We start from the raw sequence: 19,521 nt of genomic DNA, 5'->3' as shown, positions 1-19,521 counted from the left end.
CTAATATTCTCGTTCATGGCCAACCGAGCGCCGGGTGGCGTTCCTGGTGTTGGCGCAAACAATGGACGAGACAACAATGGACTTGCTGTCCCAGGTGCCGTGGACTTTCACAGGGATTCCAGCGCTTGCGCTTCTGGGATTCGCCGGACTTGCTTTTTTTGGGGCAGGAGTCGTCAAGGGAGCCCTGGGAGTAGGGCTGCCGCTCGTCGCGGTGCCGCTATTGTCGCTAGTGCTGCCGCCGCCCACCGCGATCAGCCTGCTGGTGGTTCCCGTGCTCATCTCCAATCTTTGGCAGGCGTGGCAGGCCGACAAGCCAGCAAGGTATGCCATGCGTTTCAAATGGCTGTCGCTGAGCCTGCTGGTGAGCACGGTGGTATCCGTCCGGTTGTCGCTCGCGCTTCCCACCGAGCTCTTGAGTGTGCTCGTGGCCGCGTCGGTCATCTGTGCGGTGGTACTGATGATGTACAAGCCGCAGGGTTCGATACCGTCTGAACAGGAGCTTCCGCTTGGAATCGGGGTGGGCGTGCTGGCGGGCATGATGGGCGGATTGTCGTCCATGACAGGCCCTTTCATCATCACGTACCTGCTCGCTCTCAAGCTTGGGCGAGACGAATTCGTGGGCAGCATCAGCATCATCTACCTGTTCGGGATGATTCCGCTTTACCTTGCGCTTGCCTACTACGGTCGCCTTGGTTTGGTCGAGACGTCGATGTCGTTGCTGGCGCTGGCGCCGATGGCGCTGGGAATGATGATAGGCCGGCGAATGCGCGCGTTCCTCAGCGAAGAGGCTTTTCGTCGCGTATTGCTGGGCTTCCTGGCTTCGGTGGCGGTGCTGCTGGTTTCCAAGGGGGCTTGAGCAATCCACCCTGCGATGTCGGCGCGCTGGCGGTCCCTATCTGTGACGCCGCCGTGCCGATGCAGGATGGCCGCGGCCTGCCAGGATATCAGCGGCTAATCGTCGTGCGACCGTGTCATGCCCGATGACATTGCCGGGCTGTATCCCGGCGTCACGTGGACATCGACGACGACGCTACCCCCGGCGCGCACGAGTTCCACGGCGTTTCGCAAGACGCCCACCAATTCCGCCGGCTCGGAGACAGGGCCAAAGCCGGTAAGGCCTTGTGCGCGGGCCAGCCCTGCCAGATCAGGCGCGGGATCATCGATGCGTTGCCCGATCCACCGGTTCTCGATAGGCCGGCTGCGATCCCGCGCGACGCGTTCCTGGTGCAATTCGTCGTTGAAGAAGGATCGATTGTTGGCGACGATTATCAGTAATGGAATTCTGGCGTTGGCGGCGGTCCAGAGCGCGGATACGCCCATGAGGTAGTCTCCGTCGCCGATGATCGCGACGGGAAGCCGGCCGGAGTCCTTGAGCCCCAGCGCCGCGCCTACCGCCATGCCTGGCCCTGACCCGATCCCGCCGCCGCCGTCGTAGCCGAGATAGTCGAGCGGGTGGTCGAAGTCGCAAAGGTCGCCGGACCATCCTAGCGGCAGGCGGATCAGGCTCATGTCCAGCCCTGCGGCGGCCGCCTCGACATCGGCGGCAAGCTGAGCGATGGAAATCGTGTCCGACTTTGCAATCTGGCTGCGCGGATATGGGCGCTCGCTGGGGGAGGGTCGTTTGTCCACTTGGGAAAAATCAGGATGTTCGACGACCGACGCCACGAAGGCGTCAGGGTCGCACAAGAGGGTGAGATCTGTCTGGGGCAGCGCCTGGTGATCCATGGACCAGCCGTTGTGGACGTACTGATCCAAAGACACGTGGACGACGCGAGCATGGCATGCGGCGTCGCCAAAGGCCTGGCCCAGTGTCCCGGCCAGGTCGAGCCAGTCCAGACTGACGATCAGGTCGGCTTGCCTAAGTGTCCCCGCGGCCTGGGGAGAGAGGAAGAACCCTGGGGCGGCGCCATGTGCGCCGTGCGAGGTGGGAAAGGCGGCGCCAAGTTTCAGATCGGTCAAGACCAAGGCTCCCCAGCTTTCCACGAGCCGCACGCGCTGCTCCCAGTCGGCGGTGTTTCGAGAGACTCGCCCCATGAGGACCACGGGTCGCCGCGCGGCCCGGACCCATTCCAGTACTTGGCGCACGTCCCGCGCCAGCGGCCGCCCGCCCGCGGGCTGGGGGTAGCGGGTCCGGTCCAGCCGAGGCGGCCGGTCATTGACCGGCGCTTCCTGTAGCGCGGCGTCGAAGCAGACGTAGGTGGGACCTTGCGGCGCCGTGTTCGACATCAGCACCGCCCTGGCGATCGCCTCCTGTGCGGCTTTGGGCGATGCCGGCTGCGCATCCCATTTGACGAAATGACGAACCAATGCGCCCTGGTCCTGCGCAGTGTGTATCCAGTCGATCCAGGGACGGCGTTTCGCCGCGTCTACGGGGCCGGTCGCTCCCAGTACCAGGACCGGGGTGCGGTCCGCCCAGGCATTGAAGATGGCCATCGATGCGTGCATCAGGCCAACGTTGCTGTGGACAATGGCGCCGCACAGATCTCCCGTCACTTTGGCATAGCCGTGCGCCATGGCGACGCCGTGCTCTTCATGCAACACCAGCAGCATTTGCGGCTGCTGGTTGCCCAGGTGGTTCACCAGACTATCGTGCAGCCCACGAAAGCTGGCGCCCGGGTTGACGAAGAGATAACGGATGCCGACGTCTCGAATCGCGTCGGCGATGACGTCGCTTCCCCAGCATCCACTTTCAGACGGAGAGGGCACGGGCACATCGCGACGAGGGTAGTCCTTGCTCATATCGAACTCACATTGATGATCTTGATCGGGTGCGCAGGCACGGGCGGTGCGCTGGCGGAAACGCGGGGAGGCTTAGCGGCTTTCCGCAGAGATTCCCGCATGCTTGATGACTTGGCCCCAGCGCTTGAGGTCTTGTGCCGCAAGTTCGCGAAATTCCTCGGGTGTGCTTGTCTTCGCTTCGATGCCTTGTTCGGTCAGAGACTTTTTCACGCTGGGCTTCGTCAGGACCGCGCGGGTGTCTTGATTGATCTTCTGCAGAACGCCAGCGGGCGTGCCGGCGGGGGCAACCAGCCCCACCCAGATGTCGCTCTCGTAGCTCGGATATCCGCTTTCGGCGATGGTGGGAACGCCTGGGAGCAAGGCTGAACGATCCTTGCTTCCGAGCGCCAGCGCCCGAAGCTTCCCGGCTTGAATGTGGGGCAGAACCGAGTTCAACGGCGCAAACAGTACGTGGACCTGGCCCGCCAGAAGATCGGCGGTGGCAGGGGCCGCGCCCTTGTAGGGGATGTGCGTCATGCTTATGCCGACGACGCTTTTGAATAGTTCGGCCGAGAGGTGCTGGGGAGACCCGGCTCCCGAGGAGGCGTAATTCAATGTGCCTGGGTGCGCCTTGGCGTACGAGACGAGTTCCCGCAACGATTTCGCCGGGACCGAGGGGTTGACGACCAACACGACGGGAACCGTCCCAAGCAAGGTGATCGGGGAAAAGTCCTTTGCCGGATCGAAATTCTGCCGGTACATGACAGGATTTACGGACATCACGTTGTTGGCGGCGATGAGCAGCGTGTATCCGTCCGCCTGAGACCTGGCGACGAGTTCGGCGCCGATGTTGCCAGCGGCCCCAGGCTTGTTTTCAGCGATGACGGGCTGTTCCCATTTTGCGCTGAGCTCCTGGGCGATGACGCGGGCCAGGACGTCGTTGCTTCCGCCCGGCGTGAACGGAATGACCAGTTTCACGGCCTTTTCAGGGTATTGCTGTGTGGCCGCAGCGGGAGTTGCGGCAAATGCGGCACAGAGCGCGCAGAGCGCGGACGCAATAGTGATTTTCATGTCTTCCTCCTCGGCTCGCATGGAGCCTTTATGTTTTTTCGGTCTGCACCAATCAGGCGAAGTACCGCCCTGCCATAAAGGTTGGTGGAATCTCGTTGTTCTCTGCCGAATAGCCATCGAAAGGACGGCCGTCCATTCCAACACGCTGCAGGACGTCCGCGCCCGGCGAAACGGCCGCGCCGATTCGAAGCAGGACCAACGCTTCATCGTCGAACGCCTGGAATTTGTAAAAGCTCCCGGCGGGTAGCAAGACGCAGTCGTAACGCCGCGCCTCGTGCACTTCTCCAGCGGGTCCTTCGAACCGCGCACCTCCTTGCAGCACCACAAACACGTGGTCTTCGTTGGGATGGGCGTGCAGTTCGTTCTCGCCACCCTCGGCGTACGTCTTGAGGACGACGCTCAGCATGTCAGTGGCGCCGAGCACCTGATTGGTACGGCCCGAGGAGGGAAGCGGGGCGGTCAGATGGAAGAAGCTCGGCGTTTTTTTCTGGGCAAGCTGCAGCATTTCGGCTCGCCAGTCATCGGCGCTGTTAACGATAGGGGCTACGGGCCGGCTTCTGGATTCTTCAGGGGTTTTCATCGACACTCCAGGGGTTACGCGGTGCGATGGCTGGGCACCGCCTTCAGGTAGACGTTCTTCTCCTTGGAGAAGCTCAGAAGTTCTTCAAGGCATTCCTCGCGTCCCAGGCCGGACTGCTTGTGACCGCCAAACGGGGTGCCAAGGAAGTGCTTCGACGTTTCGTTCACCCACACGTAGCCAGCCTCGACATTGGCGATGCAGTGCTGGGCGTGCCGCAGGTCATGGGTCCAGATTGAGCAGGTGAGGCCAACGGGCAGGGCGTTCACGTCTTGCAGCATTGCGCCCTCGTCTTCCCACTTGAGCACCGAAAGAACCGGGCCGAAGATTTCTTCGGACGCGATGCGCATGTGCTGCTTGACGTCCACGAACACGGTGGGCTCCAGGAAGAAGCCGCCTTGGAGCCGCGGGTCCGTGGGCGGCTTGCCGCCACACAGCAGACGCGCTCCTTCCTGTTTCCCAAGCTCGATGTACTGGCGAATGCTGTCGTACTGCGCGCGGCTGATGATGCAGCCCATGGTGGTGGCAGGATCCGTCGGGATGCCGGGGACAAGCGCCTGGCAGTGGTCGATGAGTAGCCGGTTTACTTCGTCGTAGATGTCGGCGTGAATGAACGCTCGGCTCGTCGAGCCGCAGGATTGCCCGCACCAGGAAAAATTCATCCCTGCGACGACCGCGGCTGCGACCGTGGCAGGGTCGACGTCGGGATATGCGATCAACGCATTCTTTCCCCCGAGCTCCAGCAGTACGGGCTTGACGGTCTCGGCGGCGGCTCGACCGACGGCGATTCCCGTTGCAACGCTCCCTATGACCGCAACAGCGGAAACGCGCGGATCCGACGCCAATTCCGCACCCACTTCCTTTCCGCCAGGTATCACATTGAATACGCCGGCGGGAAACAGGCCCTCGGACAGCTCCGCGAGTCGCAGCGCAGAAACGGGCGCCTGCTCCGGCGGCTTGATGATCAGCGAATTGCCGGCAGCGAGCGGGGCGGCTGCCTTGCCGGCGGAGAACATGAGGGGGTGATTGAAGGGAATGATGCGGGCAACGATGCCCAAGGGCTCGCGCACCGAGAACGAAAAATCGCCTGGCCCCATGGGCACGGAATGCCCCTTCATCTCCGTTACCAGCCCTGCAAAGAAGTCAAGTTGCGATGCGGCAATTTCCACGTCCATGACCAGGTCGCGCCACGGATTTCCCCCGGTCGCCGCGTCTATCAGCGCGAGTTCCTTGGCGTTCTCTCGAAGACGTTGGGCAAAGGCGCGAATCGACTTGGCGCGTTCCAGGGGGCGGATGGCCTTCCACGCCAGGAAACCGGCTTGCGCTGCGGTAATGGCGCTCTCTACATCCGCGGTCGACCCTTGCGCGACGTCACAGATCTTCCCCCCTGTGGCGGGATTACGGATAACGGAGTAGCGCGCGTGCGCTGGGCGATGCCACGATCCCCCGTAATAGAGATCGAGATTTGAAGGCATCGATGCGTTCAGGCCTGGTACTTCATGCGCAGCATTGGGTAAATCAGAGTTCATCAAGCTTCCTCTTTGAAAGACGAGCTCGTCCCTTGCCATTCCTTTTCGGGGCAGGTCGGGATACTTGTGCTCCTGGAGCGCTGAGGGCTCACGATGGTCGATCCGAGGCGACGGATCTTGAAGATGGACAGAAGCTAGGGAGGCCGGGCGCTGGGCGGGCACATGGGGATGTCTCCTGATCGTGAGCCACGGAAAGGGCGGCCCGTCTTTGCGGGCTTCAATCAGAATACTTAGATCGCTAATGAAAAGGATACTGGTAGATGCCCTACGGCCTTGACGTACATAGCGTGGACATTTGACTTGCGGCTGCGTCACCGTTCCGGCCAGCACGACTCCGGTTGGAGTCGTGGCCGTGGTGTTTGCCGAGTGTCTACCGTTTGACCGCTGTGGCGGGCCTGCGTCGGCAGGGGAGCAATCTCACCTGTGATTGGCGGGAGGGGCGGTGGTGAAGGCAGTCGCCACCAATCCGCCGTTCAATCGAAGAAGGAGGCGGTGACTGGGGGACGCGGCCCTTGGGCGCGGACGGGGGCTCAGCATTGGGTGAAAGTTGTAGGGGCGCGGTTGGGAGCCTGTCCGTATTTCTGTGGGCGAGGCGTTTTAAAAGTTGTTATCCCCGCGCCGCAGCAAACCGTTCGCCGAACAGGATAGCAAACCGGTTCATGGCGGCTTTCCAGTCGAAGGTCGCCCTCACGGACTTGGCCAGCACGTTGCGTAGCGCCAACCATAGGAGCTTGATGGCGGCCTCGTCGGTGGGGAAGTGACCGCGCGTCTTTGATGATCTTTCGCAATTGCATGTTCAAGCTCTCGATGGCGTTGGTAACCGGCATGATATAGCCAGCGCCCCACCGTTCCGCGCCGCGCAGTTCCGGCGTATGGATGTGACCATTCGGGACACGGGGCACTGGGGAGCACTTCGGGTGGTCAGGCCGTTCTTATACGATGAGCCGCGAGCTCGTGTTAGTAGTTGGCCGCCCCTGCGACCCGCCCAGTTGCGCTGCGAGCGCGAATCCGTAGTTGTCGTGCTGTCCCACCGGCTCCCTACATTCATTCGAATGGGAGAACGGTTATGCGAATCGTAGGGTTAGATGTTTCTCGCTCCGTCGCTGAGATTGCGTACCTGGAGGACGGCGTACTGCGTGCAGGTGGCCGTGCCGGGCTGAGACGAGATGAACTAGAACGCTTTGCCGCGAAGTTGCACAAGAGCGATCATGTGGTGCTCGAGGCGACGGGCAACATCGCTGCCATCGTCAATGTGCTTCGCCCGCATGTGGCGCGCGTGGCGATTGCGAACCCGCTACAGGTACGGCTCATCGCCGAGGCTCGCGTCAAGACAGACAAGATTGACGCGGCGGTGCTCGCACAACTGTACGCGAGCCATTTCCTGCCCGAAGTCTGGATGCCCGACGAGAACACGCTGGCTCTACGCCGACAGGTCTCGCGCCGGGCACAACTCGTTCGGCAACGCACGAGGCTCAAGAACGGAGTCCATGCGGTGCTGGCTGTGCATCTGATCGCGCGGTGTTCTGCTACGCACCTGTTTGGCGAGAAGGGACGGGTGTGGCTCGGCGCGCAGCCTCTGCCAATGGATGAGCGCTTGGGCGTCGAGCAACGCCTGCGGGAACTGGACCGCCTTGGTGAAGATCTGCGAGAGGTGGACCGGGCCTTGGCGCAGGTCAGTATCAGTGACGAACGACTGCGCAGTCTGCTGACCATCACCGGCGTAAACACCACGGTGGCAATCGGCCTGAAGAACGGGCCGTCGCTGCGCAGGCTGAACGTACCTATCAACGGCTGTTCTCAAGATGGAAGGAGGCGCGCCCCAAGGGGCGCGACGCCCCACTGTTATGGCCGGGGACACGGATTTCATAAAAAAATCGCGTTGGGGCTTGTCGTTTTCATCCGTCGTATAGATCACGCGCCTGATGTCCGGCGGGAAGACGACGAACGGCGTGACGTTCTCCCAGGCCCGCTGCCAGGCCGCGACGATCGTTGGGTACTTGATCCCCCAGGGCCCATCGGCGAATGTTTGCAGCCCCTGCTCGGCCGCCACGGCCTTGCGATCCTTCCAACACGCGTAATCCAGGCTGTTGCGGATCAGATGCACAATGCAGGTCTGCACCGTCGTGCGCGGGAACAGGTCTTGAACCTCGCTGGGCGTCATCGGTCCCTTGACCAGATGGTCCAGCAACTCGGCCGGCACTTCAGGCAGCCGCCCACGGGCCGCTGCCTGAGCGGCTGCCGTGCGTTTCTTCTTCATCGGCATATCCATGATCTTTAGTCCTCATGATATGCCCCGCACACAAAATCACGGATAGGCCCGGCCGTCGCCGAACGGCGGCTTCCGACCGACCCAAAGCGGAAGTTCGGATGTGCTCTAACCAACGACTGTTGTGCTTGGATTGCTGTCGTAGTGGCGGCCGCCAATTTGGCAATCGTGGGCGGCGCCGCTACAATAGCGATCCTCTTTGGGGAGTAGCCGGCTTCCAGATTGCCTGGAAGAAGCTTTCGTCAACAAGCTCGGCCCCCACGGCCGTGGCGAAGGCAACCCAGCGTAGGCGAGACCAACGAGCATCTTCCGACAGCCCAGGCCGGGCGCGGACGATGTTCGTCGTGTCCCACAATGCCCGGCCGACTTCTTACCATGAATCCCATCTCTGTCTTCATGCTCGGCTTGGCCATGTCCACCGACGCATTTGCCGCCGCCCTCGCGCGCGGCGCCGCCATGTACAAACCCCGCCTCTTCGAGGCGCTTAAGATCGGCCTTATTTTCGGCGTGGTGGAAGCTATCACCCCTGCCGTTGGGTGGTTGCTTGGCTCTGTGGCGTCAAATCTTATTGAAGCCTACGATCACTGGTTGGCTTTCGTGCTCCTGATTGGATTAGGCGCGCATATGATCTACAAAGCGAGTCAGCCGGATGAGGGGGAAGAGGCGGCGCCGGTATCAAGCAAAGAGAAGAAAATCGCCGCGATTGCGCTTACGGGTCTGGCCACAAGCATCGATGCCATGGCGGTGGGTGTAGGACTTGCGTTCATTGACGTCAACATTATCGCGGTTTCGCTCGTCATCGGCTTCTGTACGTTTGTCATGGTCACCGTCGGTGTCATGGCTGGCCGGGCGCTAGGCTCGCTCATAGGTAAACGCGCCGAGCTGGTGGGGGGGCTCGTGCTGATCATGGTAGGCGCCACGATTCTCTACGAGCACCTCACTGCTACCTAACAGCGCGGCGCAAGGGATAAATTACATTCTTATCTACGACTGGGGTTTGAATTCCTGGTTGAACCAGGTTTCGAACGTGTGGCTGCTCCGCATAATCGAAGGTTTGTTCTTCGAGGTCGGCGAGGCAAACGATCTGCGCGTGCGGAGCAAGCATTTCAACGCATTGCCGGGTTTCGATTCGGTTTCGATCCATGTCGACGCGGCAGTTGAATTCGCGCTCGGAGAGCGCTTCCGGTAGTTCCTCTTCTAAAGTGCACCCGGTTTAACCTCGGACGTCCCTCGGCTGGATTTCAGCTTATGGCCGAAAACGGACCCCATCGTCGGCGGCTTCCGACCTTGGCTTACAGCCGGATATGACGTCCGGAAGACCGATTTCGAGTGTCAAGTTCTGGATGACGCGCCGCTCAGCCTCGCATGCAGCCGGTGGCTGCTGCTATTGATACGATGCGGCCGACTTAGGGCACGGGTGTGGCCACCAGCTTGTCGCTTGGAATGGGCACCAGGAAATCCCCGCATTCGTCGACAGGCGCGGTAAACCAATCGCGGTAAGCGCCCTCAGGCAGGATGACAACCATGCGCTTTTCTTTGCCGGGCTGGTGGTATTCACGGAAAAGCGGGTCCTTGCCCGCTTTGATGGTCAGCTTGGTGTAGCTTTCCTGTCATTGCCCGGCGGGATCGCGGTACCGGTGCGACAAACGTGCAATGCCGATGGGTGTGCCGTCCGGGTGAAGCGGGTCGCGGCGGCCGTGCCTAAGCGCCAGTCAGGCTCGAAGATGGCATCGGCCGGAATGATGCAGTGTTGCGCGCTTCTCCAGGCATTACCCAAGGTGAACGACTTCGGGGCTGTCTCGCTGTGGGCGTTGAAGGTGGAAATTCAGAGACACGCTGTCGGAGACCAGCGTGTTGCCGTCCCACCTGGCGCTATTATTCACGGCGTTGACCCTGCTTGCCTCTCGTGCGGAGGACATTGACTTGTCGGGGCGGGTCATCGAATCTCTCTCGGGGATTCCTGCATTCGATCCAGTTGCGCGAGCTCACGCATATCTTTCGGGCCGGACGTTCGGTGACGCGCCGCCGGGGGATGGGCAGGTTCGTAGGGACTCTGTGCCTATCGGGGGGAATCGTCAGGTCGCTCCAATCAGCGCCAGCGCCGTAGTCCGAACGAACTGTGGTTGTCGTGCCCTCCGATCCGCAGGATGCCGAAGGACGCTTCGCCCAGTAGGCGGGATACGCCTGGTCAGCCGGGTTCTTGCCGGCCAGCAAGGCCGCATTATTCGACCCCAAACGCGACTGATGCTCGCGGCTAGCGTACCCCGCAAACTTCGAAATCGTCTTGACGGGCCGCGTTCAGGCACTGCGCTGGCGGTTTTGGTTCAGGCCCGCGGCCTTGAACGCCTCGAATAGCGTCGCTCCGTGGGGGGGAGCGCCACGTCGGTGCGCCGCACCATGCCCAGCGCTCGTTCGAACGTCTCGGCGACACCGCGGAGACCGGATCGGTGGTCAGGGAGTTGATGGTGGCCTTGGCGCCCTCGCGCGGCCCAAGTCGAGCTTGGCGTCGTCCGCATCCACGGCTACAACGCTCAGGCTTATCGCCTTGGCGTACTGCACAGCCATCCAGTCGACTCCGCCGATGCAGGAGATGACAATCCGACTGCCGGACGGGGGGCGCCATTGACGCCAGCGCAAAGCACCGGCGCCAATCGAAAAAATTCTACTTCTGCCTGCATCGCGTTTCTAGAGGGGTAATTAATCGACACCGCCTTGGACATGAGGGTATTCCTGATCCAGCCTGACCTCATTGAGCAGGTGCCGACGGACGGCCGGGATCACCGCTCAACGGGGGAAGGCTTGTCGGCGTCATCCCACCCCTCTGACGGATTGAAGAAGTCGCCAGGCGAAATTTTTAGGAGACGAAACTTTTCATTTGCCGCAGGAGAGCGCCGGAGGGGCTCGTCTACACAGCCAATTGCCTCCATCAATAATAGTCACTTCAGGAGATCAGGCGGACGGAAGCGCTCATATAAGGATTGAAGTGAGAGGCGCGAACAGGAATCTAGAGACACAAAAATGTGTACTCGGGCCACTCATTTGTGCTCATCGCACGGACAGTGCCATGAGCTCAAATGAGCAAGAGTTGCGGTCGGGGACGCTGGCCCGAATTTTGCATCCATTGATTGCTGTAATACTCCCGCGTCAGCGTCGGACGAGCCGGTAGATTGAGTAACGCCAGAGACCCCAGAAGAAACTGATACAAGGCAACTTGGTCAATTCCTATCTTCACACCTGTACAGACTCCTCGCGCATGAGGCACTCGACTGTCAGAGGTGCAATTGAATATCTCGGAGGCAAGCAGATGGACTTTAATCAAACTGAAGAACAGATCATGTTGCGTTCGGCGATCGAACGGCTTGTGCATTCAATGTGCACGCCCGAAAAAGTTAGGCAGTGGGACCGCGACGGTTCGTATCCGGAGGAAGTCTATGCGGCTATGGTCGACGCCGGTTTTGTCTCCATGGTAGTCCCGGCCGAGTACGGCGGGATGGGCAGTCCGATGTCTGATTGCATCATCCTCTACGAAGAGGTCGCCAAGCCCAGCGTGGACTTCGCGACGCGCATTGCGCTACAGGCCTGGGGCTGCTCGATTCTGGCGGATGTGGCGCCAGAGGAGTTGAAGCGCGAATTCCTGCCGCGCGTGGCGCAAGGCGAGGCCAAGCTATCGTTCAGCCTCACTGAGCCCAGTTCCGGGTCGGATGCGGCGTCGCTGACCACGAGCGCGCGGCGCGACGGCGATGATTGGCTGATCAACGGCCAGAAGGTGTTCTCCAGCGGCGCGGATGCGCCCGACAACCACATCGTGCTGGCCGTCAGGACCGCGAAGAGCGACAAGCGGCACGATGGCATTTCCCTGTTCCTGGTGCCCAATGATCTCAAGGGCATCACCATCCGGCGTCTGGACGTCATCGGCCGCCGCGTGTTGGGCCTGTCGGAAATCTACTTCGACGACGTGCGCGTGCCCTCGCGCTATCTGCTGGGAGAGGAAGGCAAAGGCTGGGGATATATCGGACGCCATCTGGAACGCGAGCGCATCACGCTCGCGGCGAACTATCTGGGCTGCGCCAGCAGCGCCTTGAACGACGCCACGATCTACGCCCAGGAAAGAAAGCAGTTCGGGCGCCCCATCGGCCAGTTCCAGGCCATCGCGCACATGCTGGCCGACATGGCGACCGAGGTGGAATGCGGCCGCTGGCTGACCGCGATGGCCGCCTGGCGCTATGACAATGGCTTGTCGTGCCGCAAGGAAGCCAGCATGGCCAAGCTCTACGTTTCAGAGATGCTTCAGCGGGTCACCGCCTCGGGGATGCAGATCCTGGGCGGACACGCCTACACCACGGATCACGCGATGCAACGGCATTGGCGCGATGCCCGCAACGCGACCGTCGGAGGCGGCACCTCGCAGATTCAGCGCGAATTGATCGCGCGGGAATTGGGACTGTAAGCGCTTGACGGCAGGGCGGCCCGGTAGCGGGCCGCCCAGTGGGACGATGCCGCAGCCGCCTAGTCGGCGGTGATGCCTACCTTCTTGATGATGGCGCCCCAACGTTGCGTTTCATCGCGGATCACCCGGGTCGTTTCTTCCGGCGAGCTGCCCACGGCCTCCATGCCGCGCACGCGCATGGCTTCGCGGAACTTCTCGCTCCTGCCTATATCCATCAGCGCCTTGCTCAGGCGGTCCGTCACCTCCGCCGGCACATTGGCCGGGGCGAGGATGGCGTACCAGCCGAACACGTTGAAGTCCTTCACGCCCGATTCCTCGACCGTGGGCACGTCGGGCATCAAGGCGCTGCGCGCGTTGTCGGCCACAGCGATGGGGCGGACCTTGCCCGACTGGATAAGCGGCAGCGCGCCGCCCACCGTCGCGAATGTCGCGTCTATGCGGCCGCCCAGCAGTTCGGTAAACGCCAGGGACTCGCCCTTGTACGGGATGTGCATGATGGGCATGCCGGTGCGGTCCTTCAGCATTTCCATCGTCAAATGCGCGGTCGAGGCATTCCCCGCGGATCCATAGTTGAGCGCGCTGGGATTCTTCTTCGCCCGGTCGACGAGGTCTGCGACGGTGTTGATCGGCTGATCGGGGTTCGTCACCAGCACCAGCGAGAACTTTGCGATTAGGGAGATCGGCGTGAAGTCCTTGAGCGTGTTATAGGGCAGGTTCGGGTACAGAGTGGTGTTGACGCTGGCCAGGCCTTGGCTGGCCAGCGCCAGGGTGTAGCCGTCGGGGCGCGACTTGGCGACGAAGTCCGTGCCTATGATGCCGCCCGCGCCGGTGCGGTTTTCGACGATGACGGATTGGCCCAGACGTTCCGACAGATCCTGGGCCAACGTGCGGGCCAGGATGTCGGAAAGACCGCCGGCGGCGTAGGGGGTGATCAGGCGTATGGGCTTGTCCGGATAGCTGCCGGCCGCCGCTTGCCCTTGCAGCGCCACGCTGGCCAGCAGGGCCGCCGCAGCCAGTAGCGGTTTTCTGAAAACGGTCATTCTTATCTCCAATTCCGCTTTTCGCCAGCGGAGAATACATATGTAGTTATTGTTCAGCCTGCCTCTGCGGGCGGGCCGGCAACATGAACGCAGGGCGCGTCGGGGGTAACCACGCAACATCCGTGCCAGGGGCTGGCGCCGCCTGCCTGCCCGCCTGGAGACTGTCCGCATGCGCGTTGGTGTTCATGGTCCGATCAGCAGTGTATGGGCGGCGCACAGCAGTTGCTCCGTCTACTTCCTGCCGAGCCCGTGTTTTTTGACGACTTGCAGCGACAGCGCAAGCTGCTCCTTCACATAGGCGGAGAATTCGTCGGGGCCAGACGTCGAGATCGAAATGTGGTGAACGGCAAGCGCGCGCGCCACGTCCGGTTGGGCGAGAACCCCATTGATCTCCGCGCTCAGCTTCCTGCGCAGTTCCGGCTGCATTCCGGAAGGACCGAAGAACCCGCCCCACGGCACCAACGGCATGTTGGAGTAGCCGGCATCGGTCATCGTGGGCACTTCGGGAAACTGCTCCAGGCGTGTCCGGGTGGTGGTCATGAGCGGGCGCACCTTCTCTTCCTTGATGAAGCCCATGGTCGTGGTGGGCGTGGCGAACATGACGTCGATCCTGCCCCCCACCAGATCCACCACGGCAGGCGGTTCGCTGTTGTAAGGGATGTGATGCAGCTCCAGGCCGGCCATGCCCATCAGCTGCGCCATCGCCACGATGGAGGACGAACTGCCAGACGCATAGGTCAGCTTCTTGGGGTTGGCCCGGGCGTATTCCACGAACCCGCGGGCGGTCGTAAATGGCAGGCCGGTGTTCACGACCAGTAGGAAGGGGAACTCGCCGGCCCGGCTGATGGGAGACAGCTCGGTCAGCGGGTCGTAGATCGGTTTGGCATTGAAAGAATTTATGCCGGTGATGGCGGTGTTGGTCGAGAACAGCAGCACGTCGCCCGAGGGTTCCGCCTTCATGACCTCCTTGACCGCGATGTATCCTTCGGCGCCGGGCTTGTTGTCTATGACCACCGCGCGGGACAGGGACCGGCTCAGGTTTTCTCCGATGATGCGTGCCGCGGTGTCGGTGGCCGAACCCGACTGGAAAGGGACCACGATTCTCAGGGGCCTGTCGGCCGCCAGGGTGCGCCCGGCCAGGAGGGGCGCGGCCAGCATGGCGCCCAGAAGGTATCTTCTGCGAGCGTTCACGATGTTCTCCGGCGGTACAGCAGCGTGGCCGTCATCTCCTGGGCTATCGTGCCGTCGTGCTTGACGCACTGCCGTTGGAAGGTGACGACGCCGCGATCCGGCTTGCTGCTGGCCTTCTTGTCGACGACCCGCGAATGCAGTCTGATGGTGTCGCCATGCTTGACGGGGTCTAGCAGTTTCCACCCGTCGATCTGCAGCAGGGCCAGCAAGGTGCCGTCGTTCAGACCGCTGGCGTACTGTAGGCCGCCCATGATGGCGTACACCAGCGGTCCGTGCGCGATGGGTTCGCCGAATGGCGTGGTCTTGCAGTATTCGAAATTGGTGTGGACCTCATTGAAGTCGCCCGACAAGCAGGCGAAATTGACGATGTCCGTCTGCGTGATGGTGCGGGCCGGGCTCACGAATTCCTGGCCAACCTCGAAGTCATCGAAGTACCGGCCGCGCGCGGAGGGAGTCGTGGTCATGATTGCGTTATCCTTGTAGTGGTTTCCGGATGCGGACCAGCCGCGTTGAATTCAGCCTTTCTCGTTGGCCAGGATGGCGGTGCCGTGCGAGGACAGGATGCCGCCTTCGTTGTGCACGAGCGCCACCTCCGCGCCTTCGACCTGGCGTTCTCCCAGGCCTCCGCGCAATTGGCGCACCGCTTCCACGATGCCGAACAGGCCGCCCGCGGCGCCGGCGTGCGCATGCGAGAGCATCCCACCGTGGGTATTGATGGGCAGCCTGCCGCCGATGCGAGCGTGTCCCTGCTCGAAGAAGGCGCCGCCTTCTCCGGGCTGGCAGAAGCCGAGTTCCTCGGCCTCTAGGATGGGGACGATGGAGAAGCAGTCGTAGAGTTCGGCCACGTCGATATCGCCGGGCGCGAGTCCTGCCATCTCGTAGGCGATGCGCCCGGATTCGGCTGCGCCGAACTCGGTCAGGCTGGGGGCGCACATCAGATGCTCATGCGTGTGGTATTCGCCTATGCCTTGCAGGTAGGCGGGCTTGCATTTCAGGTCGCGCGCGCGCTCGGCGGACGTCACGATGAAAGCGCCGCCGGCATCCGAGATCAGGCAGCAATCCAGCATGCCCAGCGGATCGGCGATGGGTTTGGCGGAGATCACCTGGTCCAGCGTCAAGGGTGATTTCATGTGCGCATTGGGGTGCAGCAAGGCGTGCGTGCGCGTGTTCACGGCGACGTGCGCGAGCTGCTCCCGCGTGGTGCCGTACTTGTGCATGTGGCGCAACGCGATCATGGCGTAGAAACCGGGTATGGAAGTGCCGTAGGGCTGTTCGAAATAGGGGTGGCCCACCGCCGTCAGCGCCGCCACGGCCGCGTCCCGGCTTTGGCCCGTGGCCCGGTTCTCGCCCGCGCAGACCAGGATGGTCTCAGCCTGGCCGCTGACGATGGCCTGCGCCGCATGCTTGAGCATGACGACCGGGCTGGCGCCACCCACGATCATTGATGCGTTGAGCCTGGGCTTAATACCGAGGTACTCGCAGATGACCGATCCCAACATGAAGTACGGTTCAGTGAAGGAGTAGGCCGTCAGCACGCCGTCGATGTCGGACACCTGCAATCCGGCGTCGTCCAGCGCGCGCTTGGCGGCCTGGGCGTTGAGGCCCAAGCCCGTCATGTGGGGAACCTTGCCGATGTCCGATTCGCCTACGCCGACGATGGCGATTCTGTTCTTTAGCGATGCGCGTTCTTTCATAACAATCCCAGTCAGGCCTCGGTTCTTTTGAATTGGGGAATCAGGGCGCCATCGCCGCGGTCTTCGAAAACCACGCCGACCTTGTCCCCTATCCGTACCGAGAGGGCGTCGTCGCCCACGATGTTGGCGACCATGCGGGGGCCTTCGTCGAGTTCGATCAGCGCCGTGACATAGGGAGTCCTGGACGCGAACGCGGGCAGCGGCGCGCGGCGGATGATGGAAAAGCTGTAGACGCTGCCCGTTCCCTTGCTTTGGATCCATTCGAGCTGATCCGACCAGCATTCAGGGCAGAGATGGCGCGGCATGAAATGCAGCGCTGCGCATGCCTTGCATTTTCGGATCAGCAGTTTGCGTTCGCGGGCCCCGTCCCAGTAGGGCTGGGAGTCTGCATTGGCGATGGGTTGCGGCAGATCCTGGCTCATGTTTCTTCTCCCTTGTTCGCGACCGCGGCGGCGCCGGAAAAATCGGGGCGACGGCGTTCCAGGGCGGCATTCAAGCCTTCGCGGAATTCGGGGTTGGACATGGCCAGAACCTGACCGAATCCCTCGAATGCCAGCATGTCGTGCAACGAAGTCTCGAAGCTGCGCGCCATGACTGCTTTGGCCAGCCCCATGACCTCGGCGGGCCCCTCGGCCAGCCGCCTGGCCTCCGTGAGGCCGGCGTCATACAGGTCGGCATCGGCGACGACCTTGGACACCAGGCCCAGTTCGGCGGCTTCTTGCGCGGAGTACGTGCCGCCGCTGAACAGGAAGTTCTTGGCGCGCGCCATGCCGATCAGGCGCGGCAAGTGGTACATGACCGCGATGTCGGGCACGACACCCAGCCTGAAGAATCCGGACATGAACTTCGCGCTTTCGCCGGCGATGACCACGTCGCCGGTCAGCGCGAGGCCCATGCCGCCGCCCACCGCATGGCCGTTCACGCCGACGACGACTGGCTTGTCCAGCGTGATCAGCGGCGTAAGCCAACGGCTCAGATTGCGGAAACGCCGATGCACCGTCCACGGATCGCAGGCCGTGCGCAGATGGTTCAGGTCGCCGCCGGAGCAGAAGGTGGGGCCGTCGCCCGTCAGGAAGACCGCGCGGATGCCGGGCTCGCGCTCGGCCAGTGCGATCGCCGCGCCGAGCTGTTCGCGCATGTCCATGGTCATCGAGTTCCGGCTTTCGGGGTTCGCCAGGCGGATTATGAGTACGTCTCCGTCTCTTTGTGTTGCTACCAGCTCCTGTGCTGCCATGTAGGACGCTCCAATGGGTAAAGGGGTGTTTGCTCAAAAGCAAAGTTCGTGCCAGATGCACGCGACGCGCTGCCGTCCGCGAGCCGGAGCTGAGCGGCAGGCACACGGCCGTCCGGATCGCGTGCCGGGGTGTACTCGCGGCATACACGCGGATGCGGGACTGTGTTTGTGTGTTCGCGGCGGCGGAACCGCAAGGGCCCGCCGGCCTGGCTATTTGCGCGCCTGCGCCGCCGCCAGCGCGCGTTGATGTCCAGGCATGGCCGTGGCCAGCGCGAACGCATCGGCCTCATGGGCCATGGCGCTGTCCATGGGCTGGCTCCAGCTCTGGCGGCTGACTGACTTGGTCAGCATCAGCGCTCCATGGGGCAGCGCCAGCAGTTCGGCCGCCAAGGTGCGGCTGGCCTCGGCCAGGTTTTCCCGCGGCACCACGCGGCGGGTCAGGCCGCGCAGGCGAGCCTCCTCGGCATCCATGGCGCCGCCCGTGAGCATCAGGTCCAGGGCGGCGGGGACGCCCAGTTTTGACTGCAGCAGATAGGAGCAGCCGCCGTCCGGGATCAGGCCCAGGCGCACGAAGGGGAACCGCAGGGTTGCGTCATCCGCCATGACCAGCAGGTCGGCGGCAAGCGCCAGCGCAGCGCCGCCGCCGGCCGCCGCGCCCTGGACCGAAGCGATGACGATCTTGTTCATCCTGATTAGTGCCATGTGGTGTTGCTGCGCGGTCAGAATGCGGTCGCGCCAGGCCAGCGGGGTCGTTGGCAGATCGCCGGTATCGGCTCCGACGCAGAAGGCGCGGCCCAGTCCCTGCAGCAACACCACATGGATGTCGGGGGCGGCGGCGATGTCCTGCAAGTGGGCGCCGAACTCGGCGCGCATTGTCGTCGACAGGGCATTGAGCTTTTCGGGGCGGTTTAACGTCAAGACCGCCAGGCCGCCTGCCTTTTCCAGCAGGACCGTGGATTGGGCGCTGATGTTTTCCTGGTGATGCGTGGGCATCATGCTTCTCCTTGAAGAGGGGTTGAACCTTCAAGCAAAATGAATGCCAGCGTTCAGCCACAGCGACCGGAGGCGGCGAAACCGCGGACCGTGTCCGCGGCGCATGCAGTTCGCACAGCCAGAAGACAGGAGCTGTGCGCCGGGATCTCGGCCGCGCTCAGGCCTCGGTTGGTGGGGTGTACCACTGCGGGTAATGCTCCTTGACCAGCGGGCCGTCCTCTCTCAACGCGTGGCATGCGCCGATCTTCAAGGGGCGTTTCGCGGGATCGTCCTCGTCCTGGTGGGAGATCTTGCCCTGCAGGATCGTCTGCACGGCCAGGGTCGGCAGCAGCGTCGCGAGCTCGGACAAGTGCGTGCAGCGCTCATGGGTCGGGATCCGCTTGGCGATTTCCTGGCGGAAGCCCGTGAGCAGGTTCGCGCCGACCAGCCGCTCCAGCCGCACCTGGGCTTCGGGACAGACGGAGGGAAACGGCATGCGATGCATGCCGGCCTCGGCGTCCAACACGTCCAGGGCTTCGTTGATGGTCACGCGGATCGCCATCAAATGTATGGGCACGCCGCAGTCGAAATGCCGCATCTGTGTGGTGAAGGCTTGGGGCTTGACGTCCTCGATCAGCGCCTCCAGGTCCCACAGGCCATCCTCGCGCTCGTAGGCCTGCAACTGGATGGTGCGCGAGTGGGAGGATTTGCGGGCGCTAGCAGGGGCGGGAAGAAAATGCGAAGGCGACACCATGTGGTGGTCTCCGTGTCTGGTTCGAGGA

At 62.6% G+C, this 19,521-nt stretch carries 16 protein-coding genes, 3 pseudogenes and 1 riboswitch; of the genes and pseudogenes, 5 read left to right on the top strand and 14 right to left on the bottom strand.

The genetic code is table 11. From position 1 onward, the window contains the following. Positions 1-76: 76 nt before the first annotated feature. Complete coding sequence (locus tag ELS24_RS22835; RefSeq protein ID WP_158072276.1) at positions 77-856, top strand: sulfite exporter TauE/SafE family protein; 780 nt, start codon at positions 77-79, stop codon at positions 854-856. A gap of 95 nt (positions 857-951) precedes the next feature. Here the strand turns inward: ELS24_RS22835 and ELS24_RS22830 are convergent, their stop codons facing one another. The 5 genes and pseudogenes from ELS24_RS22830 to ELS24_RS22810 form a co-directional block, all read right to left on the bottom strand. Beyond that, a complete protein-coding gene (locus ELS24_RS22830; protein ID WP_054435586.1) occupies positions 952-2,739 on the bottom strand; it encodes a thiamine pyrophosphate-binding protein in 1,788 nt (595 codons plus the stop codon). Positions 2,740-2,811: 72 nt separating this feature from the next. Beyond that, positions 2,812-3,789, bottom strand: coding sequence for a tripartite tricarboxylate transporter substrate binding protein (locus tag ELS24_RS22825; RefSeq protein ID WP_054435599.1), 978 nt, complete (start codon positions 3,787-3,789; stop codon positions 2,812-2,814). Between the two features lie 52 nt (positions 3,790-3,841). After that, positions 3,842-4,369 carry a cupin domain-containing protein gene (locus ELS24_RS22820; protein ID WP_054435588.1) on the bottom strand — a complete coding sequence of 176 codons (528 nt, stop codon included), beginning with the start codon at positions 4,367-4,369 and terminating at the stop codon, positions 3,842-3,844. A 14-nt stretch (positions 4,370-4,383) separates the two neighbouring features. Further along, positions 4,384-5,895 (bottom strand): aldehyde dehydrogenase family protein, encoded by a 1,512-nt coding sequence (locus ELS24_RS22815; RefSeq protein WP_054435600.1) that lies wholly within the window; start codon positions 5,893-5,895, stop codon positions 4,384-4,386. Between the two features lie 607 nt (positions 5,896-6,502). Next, a pseudogene (locus tag ELS24_RS22810) lies at positions 6,503-6,725 on the bottom strand (transposase); the annotation flags it as partial. A 236-nt stretch (positions 6,726-6,961) separates the two neighbouring features. Here ELS24_RS22810 and ELS24_RS31770 point away from each other — a divergent pair. Beyond that, positions 6,962-7,642 (top strand): annotated as a pseudogene (locus tag ELS24_RS31770) (IS110 family transposase); the annotation flags it as partial. 150 nt (positions 7,643-7,792) lie between these two features. Here ELS24_RS31770 and ELS24_RS22800 read toward each other — a convergent pair. After that, positions 7,793-8,050, bottom strand: a pseudogene (locus ELS24_RS22800) (transposase); the annotation flags it as partial. A gap of 300 nt (positions 8,051-8,350) precedes the next feature. Continuing rightward, a riboswitch (yybP-ykoY riboswitch) is annotated at positions 8,351-8,521 on the top strand. A gap of 15 nt (positions 8,522-8,536) precedes the next feature. Between ELS24_RS22800 and ELS24_RS22795 the strand changes: the two are divergent. The 3 genes from ELS24_RS22795 to ELS24_RS22780 all read left to right on the top strand — a co-directional run bounded on the left by ELS24_RS22795 (position 8,537) and on the right by ELS24_RS22780 (position 12,608). Beyond that, positions 8,537-9,112: a manganese efflux pump MntP family protein gene (locus ELS24_RS22795; RefSeq protein ID WP_054435593.1), complete on the top strand. Its 576-nt coding sequence runs from the start codon at positions 8,537-8,539 to the stop codon at positions 9,110-9,112. Positions 9,113-9,170: 58 nt separating this feature from the next. Further along, a complete protein-coding gene (locus ELS24_RS22790; protein WP_054435595.1) occupies positions 9,171-9,350 on the top strand; it encodes a hypothetical protein in 180 nt (59 codons plus the stop codon). A gap of 2,115 nt (positions 9,351-11,465) precedes the next feature. Further along, positions 11,466-12,608 carry an acyl-CoA dehydrogenase family protein gene (locus ELS24_RS22780; protein WP_054428390.1) on the top strand — a complete coding sequence of 381 codons (1,143 nt, stop codon included), beginning with the start codon at positions 11,466-11,468 and terminating at the stop codon, positions 12,606-12,608. A gap of 59 nt (positions 12,609-12,667) precedes the next feature. Here ELS24_RS22780 and ELS24_RS22775 read toward each other — a convergent pair whose 3' ends face one another. The 8 genes from ELS24_RS22775 to ELS24_RS22740 form a co-directional block, all read right to left on the bottom strand. Beyond that, positions 12,668-13,648: a Bug family tripartite tricarboxylate transporter substrate binding protein gene (locus ELS24_RS22775; protein WP_054428389.1), complete on the bottom strand. Its 981-nt coding sequence runs from the start codon at positions 13,646-13,648 to the stop codon at positions 12,668-12,670. A gap of 231 nt (positions 13,649-13,879) precedes the next feature. Beyond that, positions 13,880-14,839, bottom strand: coding sequence for a Bug family tripartite tricarboxylate transporter substrate binding protein (locus ELS24_RS22770; protein WP_127185446.1), 960 nt, complete (start codon positions 14,837-14,839; stop codon positions 13,880-13,882). Beyond that, positions 14,836-15,303 (bottom strand): MaoC/PaaZ C-terminal domain-containing protein, encoded by a 468-nt coding sequence (locus tag ELS24_RS22765; RefSeq protein WP_054428387.1) that lies wholly within the window; start codon positions 15,301-15,303, stop codon positions 14,836-14,838. Before ELS24_RS22765 ends, ELS24_RS22770 begins: the two co-directional genes overlap by 4 nt. A gap of 51 nt (positions 15,304-15,354) precedes the next feature. Continuing rightward, complete coding sequence (locus tag ELS24_RS22760) at positions 15,355-16,533, bottom strand: thiolase C-terminal domain-containing protein (RefSeq protein WP_054428386.1); 1,179 nt, start codon at positions 16,531-16,533, stop codon at positions 15,355-15,357. Between the two features lie 11 nt (positions 16,534-16,544). Continuing rightward, positions 16,545-16,955, bottom strand: coding sequence for a Zn-ribbon domain-containing OB-fold protein (locus ELS24_RS22755; protein ID WP_054428385.1), 411 nt, complete (start codon positions 16,953-16,955; stop codon positions 16,545-16,547). Next, on the bottom strand, positions 16,952-17,677 hold the full coding sequence (locus ELS24_RS22750; protein WP_231689861.1) for an enoyl-CoA hydratase/isomerase family protein: 726 nt from the start codon (positions 17,675-17,677) through the stop codon (positions 16,952-16,954). The genes ELS24_RS22755 and ELS24_RS22750 overlap by 4 nt, the downstream gene beginning before the upstream one ends. A gap of 300 nt (positions 17,678-17,977) precedes the next feature. Then, a complete protein-coding gene (locus tag ELS24_RS22745; protein WP_234353514.1) occupies positions 17,978-18,763 on the bottom strand; it encodes an enoyl-CoA hydratase/isomerase family protein in 786 nt (261 codons plus the stop codon). A 154-nt stretch (positions 18,764-18,917) separates the two neighbouring features. Continuing rightward, on the bottom strand, positions 18,918-19,493 hold the full coding sequence (locus tag ELS24_RS22740) for a DUF2889 domain-containing protein (protein WP_054428383.1): 576 nt from the start codon (positions 19,491-19,493) through the stop codon (positions 18,918-18,920). Between the last annotated feature and the right edge of the window lie 28 nt (positions 19,494-19,521).

Source organism: Achromobacter spanius (genome assembly GCF_003994415.1).
GTDB classification, from domain to species: Bacteria; Pseudomonadota; Gammaproteobacteria; order Burkholderiales; family Burkholderiaceae_B; genus Achromobacter; species Achromobacter spanius_C.
Note: the sequence above shows the minus strand (reverse complement) of the source record. Positions and strands in the feature narration are given on the sequence as shown.